Genomic DNA, 12,098 nt, shown 5'->3' with positions numbered 1-12,098 from the left:
CAGCGCGACGGCAAGTGAACGAATCCCCAGGAGCATAGATAACTATGTGACTGGGGTGAGTGAGTGCAGCCAACAAAGAGGCAACTTGAAAGATAACAGGTATAGGTATTTTATCTGTCATTCTTGAACTGTATTAAAGAAAATTAATGATAGGTTAAAGTTGTATTTTATTTGAGAATTAAATTGATTTATGCCTAAATTATCAAGGAAAGCAGGTAACTGATTTTCGTAATGAAATGGGCGAAAGTGAGTTGCTCTGTTTTATACAGTGCAACTCAGAATTAGCTAATATTGTTAATCACAACGTCCCATATAGCGGCGTTCTGCAATATGAATGCGAATTTTTTCACCGCTACTGATATATTCAGGTACTTGAACAGTGAGGCCGGTACTCATTTTAGCGGGTTTTGTCCGTGCACTGGCGGAAGCACCTTTAATTCCGGGGGCAGTTTCTTCAATAATCATATCGACTGTCTGTGGAAGTTCAAGGGCAATAACCTGCCCGTCTATTGTTAGAACTTGCATACCAGGCAGGCCACCTTCAGGGATAAATAGCAGCTCTTCTTCGATTTGTTCCTTTTTAAAATGATAAGGTGTGAAATCCTCATCATCCATGAAGACATATTCATCGCCATCAATATAGGAAAAGTTAACGCTGCGGCGAGTCAGGCTGATCGTATCAAGGATATCATCTCCTTTGAAACGTTCTTCCACTTTTTGCCCGGTGCGGATGTCGGTGAAACGCATTTTATATAATGTACTGGCGCCACGAGCGCTTGGTGATTGAATATCAATATCTTTAACCAGCAGTAGCTTACCATTATAACTAATAGCAGTACCGCGTTTAATTTCGTTGGCTTTAGCCATATGTAACCTTCCATAAAACAGGGAGAGAAGAATCGGCGACAAAATTACTCGCAGTCAAGACATTAGGCAAGTGGGGGATCAAAAAACCCCAGCGTTTTTTTACGTTGGGGTTTGTAGTAAGTAAGAATGTTTTATATATCAACGATACACAGGTAATAGATCAAGAGAGGCTAAAATATGAGCTATAGCATTTATCAAACCAAACAGGATGACGAATCCAATAAGGAATTTCCCTCCTGGTGCTCGGTAACTGGCTTCGGGGAAGCGTTGGCGGCTGGCTCGTGCCATAAGTGCCGGAATAATAACTGCCCAGAGAGTTGCAGCTAATCCAGCAAAACCAATGGCATACAGAAAACCGTCTGGAAATAGCAAAGCCAAGGCTGTAGGTGGAATGAATGTTACTAATGCAGATTTTAACCGGCCAGCGCTGTCATCTTTGAAGTTAAAGAGATCGGCTATGTAATCAAATAATCCTAAAGAGACGCCAAGAAATGAACTAGCCAATGCCATATAAGAAAATGCAGTAAGAAACTGGATGACAGCTGTGCTATTTGCGGTATTATCCATTTGTTTCAGTAAAGCGCCGATATTCCCACCATCAGCAATAATTTGTTTGAATGCTTCGCGGGGAATATTTCCCTGAATGACATATTGCCACAGGATATAAATAACCAATGCGATTAACGCACCAAATAACAGACTGCGAATAACGGCTTTGATATCCTTATGATAATATTTTACTAAGCTTGGAATGTTACCGTGATATCCGAATGAAATGAGTAAATAGGGCAGAGCAGCTAAAGCATAAGGCATATACCTTTCTGTCGTATCGTTTGGTATGGTATCGCCTTGATTGAATAGGATTACAGATTTAACTTCTGTGAACATTCCACCAATGGACATAAAAAAGGTAATAACCATACCGCCGATTAAAATTGTGCTCAGACGATCGACAGCTTGAGTTGATGACCAGATAATAAACGCGACGATAAAGGCAAAGATAAAGCCAGCACTTGCCTGTGATATTGGAACAATATTTTCAAAATTGTGGGCAATGATTGAGCCGCCGGCTGAAATATAGGCGTAGGTTAGTGTATAGAGAACGAATGTAATAGAGAAACCGTTTATTGTATTCCATTTTTTGCCGAGTAAGTCTTTAGCAATAGTATGGAAACTCGCTCCTGATGGATAGTTCAGGTTGGCTTCCAGAATCATTAAGCTGGAAAAATACATACACGTCCATGTGTAAACCAGCAGAATAATTGAGCCAGTAAACCAAACACCGGAAGTTACCACGGGAATGGAGAACATCCCGGCTCCAACCGTGGTTCCGGCAATTATCATGGTACCGCCAAGTATGGAAGGGCGTTTTAAACTCTGAGCTGTCTCAGTGGACATATTAACTCCTGCTGGGTATATGATCTTTGTACTAGCTTAAAGATACATTTTTGAGTATGGAGTGTAAATAGCTGTCATAAAGTATTATTTGAAATTAAACTAATAATATAAGTTAGTTCATTTAATAAGGTAGAATTTATTCTCTTGCCACATTTTTATTGCATGCCGGCTGGCTTCAAAGTGAGGTTCGGGGAGATTATTGGGATCGCACCACATAAGTTGTTCGCATTTTTCTGGTTCTATCAATTTGGGTTCGCCACCTGGGTGTTTCGCGAGTAAACACACTGAAATAGTGTGTTTACCTTCCTGTTGATAAGTCTGAAGATTATTACAAATACCGTAGATTTCTGGGGATTGTATTATCAAACCCGTTTCTTCTTTAATTTCACGGATTGCACATTGTTCAAAAGTTTCTCCAGCATCAACATGACCACCAAAGATTGACCAGTATGGCGCATGTGTACTGCTGCGTTTTCCAAGTAACACTTGGCCATACTCATTTACAATAACAACGCCAACACCCACAATTACGGACATTTAATATATTCCTTCAGTTAAATTTCAATGAGTTAATATCTCTTTTTAAGAAAAAAGGGTTTAGATACTATTCTGACTCGCAAATCAGCTTAAGGCAATGAGCAAGAAAATAAGTAATTTAACTGAAACGATTCAATTTTAGTGGTATAAAGTGATATAAATAGGGCTGAAAATTCAATAGTCATGATAATTATCCACTCAGGAGATACCGGGCAAAATGAGCCGTAGAGTTGCCACTATTACCTTAAATCCAGCTTATGATTTGGTTGGATTGTGTTCGGAAATTGCCAAAGGGGCAATTAATCGTGTGCAAACAGTTGGATTACATGCTGCTGGTAAAGGCAATAATGTTGCTAAGGTTTTGTGTGATTTGGGCATTGACGTTACTGTCAGCGGTTTTTTGGGTAAGGAAAATCAGGAAGGATTTCAGCAATTTTTTAGTGAAAATGGTATGACAAATCGTTTCTATTTAGTACCAGGTAGAACACGAATTAATGTCAAATTGACAGAAAGAAACAGTGAAGTGACGGATTTCAATTTTTCTGGTTTTTGTGTCAGCGAAGACGAATGGTTAGAGTTTTTTAATGATTCGCTTTCATGGCTTGGACAATTTGATATGGTTGTTGTCAGTGGTAGCTTACCCACAGGAGTTTCTGCTGAATCTTTTACAGACTGGATGGCCCGCCTGCGTCAGATTTGTCCTTGTATTATTTTCGACAGTAGCCGTGAAGCATTGGTTGCAGGGTTAAAAGCCTCTCCTTGGTTAGTTAAACCAAATCTTTATGAGCTTGAGATTTGGGCAGGTCGACTGTTGCCGAGCTTATCCGATGTCATCATGGTGGCACATCAACTCAGGGACCAGGGAATTGCTCATGTTGTTATATCCTTAGGTGAGCAGGGGGCATTATGGGTTAATGCATCTGGAGCATGGTTGGCAAAACCACCGTCTTGTAAAGTTGTCAGCACTGTTGGCGCTGGTGATTCAATGGTCGGTGGTTTAGTTTATGGTTTGCTGATGCGGGAATCCAGCGAGCATACGTTGCGATTGGCGACCGCTGTATCTGCATTGGCAGTTAGCCAGCCTAATGTGGGTATCAGCAGTCGCCCTGAATTAGCCGCAATGATGGCTAGAATTGAACTGACACCTATTAAATGATGTTTTACTTAATGAATAATTAATTTTGTTGTGATTTCAGCCAGGCAATTTCTTGCGGCCAGATATCTGGATTAATTGTTTCAAGGATCAGCGGAATTTCATCAAAACGGATATCTTTCATAATATAACTGAAAGGTGTTTTGCCAATATTTCCTTCTCCAAGGCTATGATGCCGGTCAACACGGCTGGCGAATTCACTTTTTGCATCATTTAGATGCATTCCGCACAGATACTGAAAGCCGACAATTTTTTCAAACTCCTGAAAAGTCTGTTTACAAGCATTCTCTGTACGTAAATCATAGCCAGCGGCAAAAGCGTGGCAGGTATCAATACAGACACCAACTCTGCTTTTATCTTCAACTTTGTCAATAATTGCAGCTAAATGTTCAAATTTAAAGCCCAGGTTTGTGCCTTGACCGGCTGTATTTTCGATAACCGCAGTAATCTTTTGGGTTTTATTGAGAGCGATATTGATAGATTCTGCAATTCGTATCAGACATTCATCCACATCTATCTTATTAAGATGACTGCCAGGGTGAAAATTCAATAAATCGATACCTAGTTGTTCACAACGTTGCATTTCATCAATAAAAGCCAGCCGGGATTTTTCCAATGCTTCAATTTCTGGGTGGCCCAGATTAATCAGATAACTATCGTGAGGCAGAATTTGTCGGCTACCATATCCATAGCGTTCACAATTTTCTTTAAATTTATCGATGACATGAGTGGTTAACGGTGGTGCATTCCATTGGCGCTGATTTTTTGTGAACAGAGCAAAGGCGGTGGCTTTTAATTCATGTGCTCGAACAACGGCTTGATCGACTCCACCAGCAGCGCTGACATGTGCTCCAACAAATTTCATCTTCTTCTCCTTCCTACTATATATCCCATTATGTCATTGTTCGGACAGTCAATGAACCTTAAGAACAGAAGGGTTATACGCTAATAGATTCCTCTGTACGAATATTCTGATTAGCCAAGCATATGCTGGATGCCTAGATTTATCAGAAATCCACCGCTCATCAGCCATACAAACAAAATCAGCGCTAATAAGATAGGTTTAAATCCAGCTTGGCGGATAGCACTTACATGAGTCGTTAAACCTAATGCAACCATGGCCATAGCGAGCATAATTGTATCGATGTTGATCAGATAATTAACTATTACTGTAGGCAGTAAATTAAAAGAGTTAAAACCGGCTATTGCAATAAAAATCACCGCAAACCAAGGGATAGTAATTCGGGTTCTTGCTTGACTGTTTTTGCTATTTTTAGCAGAAGTATTGCCGATATAACTGGATAATAACAACAGAAATGGTGCCAGCATCATAACCCTGATCATCTTACTGATAACAGCAGCATTCTCGGTTTGATCGCTAATAGCATGTCCAATAGCAACAACCTGAGCAACTTCATGCACAGTAGAGCCAGTAAAGATGCCGAAAGATTGTTGAGTGAATGATAGCCACTGATAATGTTCGTTGAGTTGATAGAACCATGGATAAATGAAAATAGCGAGGGTTCCGAAGATGACAACAGTTGATACAGCAACAGCAACTTTACTGGCAGGGGCATTCACCACAGGCTCTGTTGCCATAATAGCCGCTGCACCGCAGATACTGCTACCAGCACCAATCAATATTGAGGTTTGTTGGTCTAATCCAAAGAGGGATTTGCCTAGCCAGATTGCAATAAAGAAAGTTGAAGACAACATAATTGCGTCAGTTAAAAGACCGGTAGCACCTATGTCAGCAATTTGTTGAAATGTCAGACGGAATCCATAAAGAATAATGCCTGCTCGCAGGAGATAATGTTTTGAAAAATGAATACCTTCGTCACAATAAGGTTTAAGTAAAGGATAAACGGTATTACCGATAATAATTCCGGCCAGAATTGCCAGTGTCAGTGCGCCCAGCCCCATATTAATAAACCATGGGATATTTCCAGCATAGATTGAAATTGCGGTAAGTATTGCTGCCACTATTAGTCCAGGTATTAATTTCATGCCGGGAATAGATTTTTGTTTACTGAATTCTTCAGTTTGAATGTTAGACATAGATATTGCTCGCTTTGCTTATATATTTTAAACGTAAGTATATAGCAAACAGATTTATCATTAAAATTGATAAAAATTTTATATATAATCGAAAAAAGTGGTAATAGAGAGAGGATTTTTGTTAAGTTGTTTGTTTCTGTATAAAATTAAAACAATCTATCTGGTTGACACTATAATTATTTTGTGGGGCAATATGCATATTACACTGAGGCAATTGGAAGTTTTCACTGAGGTATTGAAAAGCGGTTCAACGACACAAGCCTCTCTGCAATTAGCGCTTTCTCAATCCGCGGTGAGTGCTTCATTAACAGATCTTGAAAACCAACTTGGCGTTCAGCTTTTTGACAGGGTAGGAAAACGGCTGGTAACTAATGAGCACGGTCGTTTACTCTATCCTAAGGCTTTGGCATTACTGGAACAGGCAGGGGAAATTCAGCAGTTATTTAAACAAGAGCTGGGTGCATTACGTATTGCTGCCAGTAGTACTATTGGTAATTATATGTTGCCGGAAATGTTGGCAAATTATCGTCGGGATTTTCCTGAGACACCCTTAGAGTTAAACATCAGTAATACTCAGGATGTCATCAATTCTGTTCTGGAATTCCGCGTTGATCTTGGTTTGATAGAGGGTTCTTGTCACAGTCCTGAATTGATAACTCAGCTTTGGATGGAGGATGAATTGGTTATTTTCTCGGCTCCTGAGAATCCGTTGGCGAAACAGGTGCTGAAATTGGATGATTTAGCTAAGGCATCGTGGATATTAAGAGAAAGAGGGTCGGGTACCAGAGAGGTGTTGGATCATCTGTTATTTGCTCGTTTACCTGGGTTCAAAATTTTGATGGAATTGGGAAATTCTGAAGCGATAAAACATGCTGTCAGATTTGGTATGGGGATTAGCTGCTTATCCAGACGAGTTGTTGCAGAACAATTGGAAAATCACACTTTGCTGGAACTGAAGGTACCAGAATTGAAACTTTTCAGAATGTTGTACCTGATTTGTCACCGGCAAAAGCACATGTCCAATGCACTGCAAAAGCTGCTGAGTTATTGCCAGTAAATTTTATTTTTTGTTTAAGAATTAGTTAAGAATTAGTTATGTTACTTATAATTTCTTCTGAATTATGAAGGTATCTTATAATTGTGTTTCCTTGCTATTTTGATAGCGAGGATTTGTTACAATCCGCCATCAAGTTTATTCTCAGATAACAGGAAGATAATGTCTCAACAACAAAGTATTTCCCGGAAACCAGTGGTGCAACATTTACGTCGTGAATTAAAAGCGCGGCATTTGGCGATGATTGCTATTGGTGGATCAATAGGCACAGGGCTATTCGTGGCTTCAGGAGTGACGGTTTCACAGGTCGGGCCTGGTGGAGCATTACTTTCCTATGCGGTGATTGGCTTGATGATCTATTTCCTGATGACCAGTCTGGGAGAGCTGGCTGCTTATATGCCTGTTTCTGGTTCTTTCTCAACTTATGGTTCCAAATATGTTGAAGAAGGATTTGGTTTCGCCCTTGGTTGGAATTATTGGTACAACTGGGCGGTGGCTATTGCGGTGGATTTAGTGGCTGCTCAGTTGGTGATGAGTTATTGGTTGCCAGATGTGCCAGGTTGGGTTTGGAGTGCTTTGTTCCTTGCATTGATTTTTCTGCTGAATTTTATTTCAGTGAAAGGTTTTGGGGAAGCTGAATACTGGTTTTCTTTGATTAAAGTTGTCACGATTATTGTCTTTATTGTGGTCGGAATATTGATGATAACCGGAATAATGAAAGGTACAGAAGGTGCTGGATGGCATAACTGGACTGTTGGTGATGCCCCTTTTGCCGGTGGTTTCTCTGCTATGATTGGCGTAGCAATGATAGTTGGATTTTCTTTCCAGGGCGTTGAGCTTATTGGCATTACGGCGGGTGAGTCCAAAGATCCCGCGAAGAATGTTCCCCGCGCAGTACGTAAGGTATTCTGGCGTATTCTGTTGTTTTATATTTTTGCTATTTTGATTATTAGCCTGATCATTCCTTATACTGATCCAAATTTGCTATGTAATGAAGTCGGTGATATTAGCGTTAGTCCGTTTACGTTGGTATTTGAAAATGCTGGTTTATTATCAGCTGCGGCTGTGATGAATGCCGTTATTTTAACGGCGGTGTTGTCTGCGGGTAATTCAGGGATGTATGCATCGACTCGTATGCTGTTCACATTGGCAAAAGAGGGCAAAGCACCAAAGATTTTTGGTAAATTATCCCAAGGTGGTGTGCCACGTAATGCTTTGTATGCAACAACGGTTGTTGCTGCTTTGTGTTTCCTCAGTTCAATGTACGGTAACCAAACTGTCTATTTGTGGTTGTTGAACACTTCTGGAATGACCGGTTTTATTGCATGGTTAGGGATTGCTATCAGTCATTATCGTTTCCGCCGTGGTTATGTAGCTCAGGGATTGGATTTAGGTAAGCTACCTTATCGTTCAGGATTTTTCCCGGTTGGTCCGATCTTTGCGTTTATCCTCTGCCTAATCATTACATTAGGGCAGAATTATCAGGCATTTTTGCAAGATAAAATTGACTGGTATGGTGTAACCGCGACTTATATTGGTATTCCATTGTTCCTATTGATTTGGTTTGGCTATAAATTGGTGAAGAAAACCCGTTTTATTAAATATGGTGAGATGGAGTTTCCTGATACCTTCAATAAGTGAGTTTGATCACGCTGAATAATAATTAATTGGCTGGTAGGATCTTTGGAAAGATGTTAACCAGCCTGATTTAGCGTTATTTCAATGCGATTCACGATCAATTTATTATTATCTTAACGTTTTGTTCTATTATGGTTAAATAGCTATTGACAAGAAATCAGCAGAAAACGCTCATTTTTGTAACTAACTGGACGTTTTCTTATTTTTCATAGGGTTGGTCATATAATTAATCATGTATTTACCAAAACCTATGTAAATCACATTGATAAGTATTCTCGTTTGCTTTATTGTTAGCGCCATTATTATTAATATGAAAGAGGCTAACAAAGTGAAATTTGTATCTCGATCTATTGCAAAGAGTATCAGTATCAGCCTGTTGGCGGGTTCGGCAGTAATGGCAAGCTTCGCATCATGGGCTGAAACGGTTACCGATATAGTTGGCCGTACTGTTGAAGTTCCTGGGAATGTAAATCGTATTTTGTTGGGCGAAGGCCGTTTGTTTCACGCTGTCGCTTTACTTGAAGGGGATAAACCACTCGCCCGTATCGCGGGTTGGCAAGGTGATTTTCGCAAACTAGACCCTCAATCCTACGCCATCTATAAAGCTAAATTCCCTGAGATTGACAAAGTTCCTTTGATTGGTGATACCAGTGCTGACAGTGTTAGTTCTGAAAAAGTGTTAACTCTCAATCCAGATATTGCTATTTTTGGCTTGTCTGGTCATGGTCCTGGTAAAAACAGTGAATTGGTTGCTCAGCTTGAAAAAGCAGGCGTTCCAGTTGTGTTTGTTGACTTTCGTACCGATCCACTAAAAAACACGCTGCCAAGTATTCGTATGCTGGGTAAAGTATTGCACCGTGAAAAACAAGCAACAGAGTATGCTGATTTCTACGAGAAGAATGTAAAACTGGTCACTGAAATCACCAATAAAATCCCGGAAGAGAAAAAGCCAACTGTATTTATTGACCTAAGAGCGGGTGCTTTTGAAGACTGCTGTGCTACTGCTGGTAATGGTAATATGGGCAATTTTATCGATCTGGCGGGTGGTAAAAACATCGCTAAAGACGTACTACCTGGTGCACTTGGCAATATGAATCTTGAAAAGATTATTGCAACCGATCCTTATATTTACATTGCCAGTGGTGCAAAAGCGCCAGACAGTAATGAACCCGGTGTAAAACTGGGCGCGCAAGCTACACCTGAGTTGGCAAAAGCTAGTCTGAAAAAAATGACTGATCGCAAAGGTATTAGCACTTTGACTGCAGTTACAGAGGGTAGAGACTATGCTATTTGGCATAACTATTACAATTCTCCATATAACGTAATAGTCGCGCAGGTATTTGCTAAGTGGTTTTATCCTGAACAATTTGCAGATTTAGATCCGCAAAAAACACTGAATGAGTTACACAGTAAATTCCTGGCAGTTGAGCCATCAGGTGTTTATTGGGTCAGTGAGAAGTAATCAGTAAGACAGGTAAAAAAATAATGAGTGTCACTACCGAGCCTATGCCAACGGTGAAACAACAATCAAATAACAGCGGTGTAAAAGCCCATTACCAATATATTTTACGCCGCCGTATCGTGATGATGGTGTCCATCTTCTTGGTTATCGGTGCTTCCTTGGTATTAGATTTTACTATAGGGCCATCAGGTTTGTCTTTGCAGTCTCTTTGGCAGACTTTAGTTTCACCAGATAGTGTCGATGCGGGTACACGGGTGATTGTCTGGGATATCCGTTTGCCATACGCTCTGATGGCGGTAGTGATTGGCTTGTCTCTTGGACTGGCTGGCGCTGAAATGCAGACGATTCTGAATAACCCATTGGCAAGCCCCTTTACGTTAGGGGTTTCTCAGGCGGCTGCATTTGGTGCTGCGTTGGCTATCGTGTCAGGTATTGGTATTCCGGGGGTGCCTGATCAATGGTTCATCTCTGCGAATGCCTTTATTTTTGCTTTGCTGGCTGCATTGGTGTTGGATGGCATCACCCGTTGGACACGGGCTGCCACTTATGGCGTGGTGTTGTTTGGTATTGCGCTGTACTTTACTTTTGACGCACTGGTTTCCATGATGCAGTTTATTGCAACTGAAGATACCCTTCAGGGGCTGGTACTCTGGACAATGGGTAGCCTTGCCAGAGCAACTTGGATAAAACTGGGTGTTATGTTGCTGGTATTTGCAGTTATTTTTCCGATTTCAATGATGAATGCTTGGAAACTGACAGCATTGCGTTTGGGTGAAGATCGGGCCATCAGTTTTGGTATTGATGCTCGTCGTTTGCGCTTGGGGACATTATTGCGTATCAGTATTCTTTCTGCTTTAGCGGTTGCATTTGTCGGACCAATTGCTTTTATCGGTTTGGTTGCACCTCATATTGCTCGTATGATGTTTGGTGAAGATCACCGCTTCTATTTGCCGGCTAGTGCGCTGATTGGTGCATTAGTACTGTCTATGACGTCAATTATTTCGAAGAACTTGATCCCTGGAGTCATTATTCCGGTTGGGATTGTTACCGCATTGGTTGGGGTTCCATTCTTCCTTAGTATAATTTTACGTTACAGGGGGAATGTATGAAGCAGGGATTAACCATCAGCAATTTTTATGCTGGTTACCCGAAACATCCAGTTATTGAAAATCTGAATGTTGCTCCGTTATCTCGTGGGAAAATTACAGTGCTGTTGGGGCCAAATGGCAGTGGTAAATCAACGCTCTTGCGTTCGTTAGCTGGTTTAAATCGTGCCAATGGGCAGCTTTGGCTTGATGGTCAGGATTTAATGAAAATGAATTTTGCGAGGAGAGCAGAAGATGTGGTTTATTTACCACAAAGTTTGCCTGCTGGCGTTCATTTACATGTGTTGGAATCGATTATTGTTGCTCAACGGGCATCTGGTGGACGTTATTCTGAAACCAATGAAGAAGAAGTGATGTCTTTATTAGGTCAGTTGGGGATTGAACATCTGGCGTTATGTTATTTAGATCAGTTGTCTGGCGGTCAAAAACAGCTAGTTGGATTGGCACAATCGCTAATTCGTAAGCCAACATTATTATTATTAGACGAACCACTTAGTGCGCTGGATTTAAATTATCAATATCATGTAATGGAATTGGTTGCACAAGAAACACGCCGACGTAATATTATTACTATAGTGGTCGTGCATGATATTAATATCGCTTTGCGGCATGGTAACCATATATTAATGTTGCAAAAAGGTAATTTAATTGCAGAAGGAATTCCTGAACAGGTTATTACGCCGTACAGCTTGGCGCAGGTTTATGGTGTTAGAGGTAGAATTGAACGCTGTTCTCAGGGCATTCCACAGGTATTAATTGATGGGTTAGTTTCAAAGCTAGTCAGTTAGAACCTATTCTAATAACCTTGTCATAGGACATATTTTC

11 protein-coding genes are annotated in these 12,098 nt (G+C 40.6%); 6 read left to right on the top strand and 5 right to left on the bottom strand.

Annotation, left to right across the window (positions count from 1 at the left end):
- Positions 1-294 precede the first annotated feature (294 nt).
- From yeiP to BDD30_RS03030, 3 genes are all read right to left on the bottom strand, one after another.
- Positions 295-867, bottom strand: coding sequence for an elongation factor P-like protein YeiP (gene yeiP / locus BDD30_RS03040; RefSeq protein WP_015833817.1), 573 nt, complete (start codon positions 865-867; stop codon positions 295-297).
- Between the two features lie 138 nt (positions 868-1,005).
- Positions 1,006-2,265: a tryptophan permease gene (gene mtr, locus BDD30_RS03035; protein ID WP_015833818.1), complete on the bottom strand. Its 1,260-nt coding sequence runs from the start codon at positions 2,263-2,265 to the stop codon at positions 1,006-1,008.
- Positions 2,266-2,382: 117 nt separating this feature from the next.
- Complete coding sequence (locus tag BDD30_RS03030; protein WP_015833819.1) at positions 2,383-2,802, bottom strand: nucleotide triphosphate diphosphatase NUDT15; 420 nt, start codon at positions 2,800-2,802, stop codon at positions 2,383-2,385.
- A gap of 217 nt (positions 2,803-3,019) precedes the next feature.
- On the opposite strand from BDD30_RS03030, the gene fruK reads away from it, so the two are divergent.
- Positions 3,020-3,958, top strand: coding sequence for a 1-phosphofructokinase (gene fruK / locus BDD30_RS03025; RefSeq protein WP_015833820.1), 939 nt, complete (start codon positions 3,020-3,022; stop codon positions 3,956-3,958).
- 19 nt (positions 3,959-3,977) lie between these two features.
- On the opposite strand, the gene nfo is transcribed toward fruK, so the two are convergent.
- Together nfo and BDD30_RS03015 are read right to left on the bottom strand one after the other, a co-directional pair.
- On the bottom strand, positions 3,978-4,820 hold the full coding sequence (gene nfo / locus BDD30_RS03020; RefSeq protein ID WP_015833821.1) for a deoxyribonuclease IV: 843 nt from the start codon (positions 4,818-4,820) through the stop codon (positions 3,978-3,980).
- Positions 4,821-4,930: 110 nt separating this feature from the next.
- A complete protein-coding gene (locus BDD30_RS03015) occupies positions 4,931-6,013 on the bottom strand; it encodes a YeiH family protein (RefSeq protein ID WP_015833822.1) in 1,083 nt (360 codons plus the stop codon).
- A gap of 193 nt (positions 6,014-6,206) precedes the next feature.
- Between BDD30_RS03015 and yieE the strand changes: the two genes are divergently transcribed.
- The 5 genes from yieE to BDD30_RS02990 all read left to right on the top strand — a co-directional run bounded on the left by yieE (position 6,207) and on the right by BDD30_RS02990 (position 12,061).
- A complete protein-coding gene (gene yieE, locus BDD30_RS03010; RefSeq protein WP_015833823.1) occupies positions 6,207-7,070 on the top strand; it encodes a DNA-binding transcriptional regulator YeiE in 864 nt (287 codons plus the stop codon).
- Between the two features lie 159 nt (positions 7,071-7,229).
- Positions 7,230-8,708 carry an amino acid permease gene (locus BDD30_RS03005; protein WP_015833824.1) on the top strand — a complete coding sequence of 493 codons (1,479 nt, stop codon included), beginning with the start codon at positions 7,230-7,232 and terminating at the stop codon, positions 8,706-8,708.
- A 307-nt stretch (positions 8,709-9,015) separates the two neighbouring features.
- Positions 9,016-10,167 carry an ABC transporter substrate-binding protein gene (locus tag BDD30_RS03000; protein ID WP_387795052.1) on the top strand — a complete coding sequence of 384 codons (1,152 nt, stop codon included), beginning with the start codon at positions 9,016-9,018 and terminating at the stop codon, positions 10,165-10,167.
- 23 nt (positions 10,168-10,190) lie between these two features.
- Entirely contained in the window at positions 10,191-11,276 is a 1,086-nt protein-coding gene (locus BDD30_RS02995; RefSeq protein WP_041381762.1) for a FecCD family ABC transporter permease, read from the top strand.
- A complete protein-coding gene (locus BDD30_RS02990; RefSeq protein ID WP_015833827.1) occupies positions 11,273-12,061 on the top strand; it encodes an ABC transporter ATP-binding protein in 789 nt (262 codons plus the stop codon). Before BDD30_RS02995 ends, BDD30_RS02990 begins: the two co-directional genes overlap by 4 nt.
- Positions 12,062-12,098: the final 37 nt, after the last annotated feature.

It is taken from the genome of Photorhabdus asymbiotica, assembly GCF_003634575.1.
GTDB lineage: Bacteria > Pseudomonadota > Gammaproteobacteria > Enterobacterales > Enterobacteriaceae > Photorhabdus > Photorhabdus asymbiotica.
This window is presented reverse-complemented; position numbering and strand designations above follow the sequence as displayed.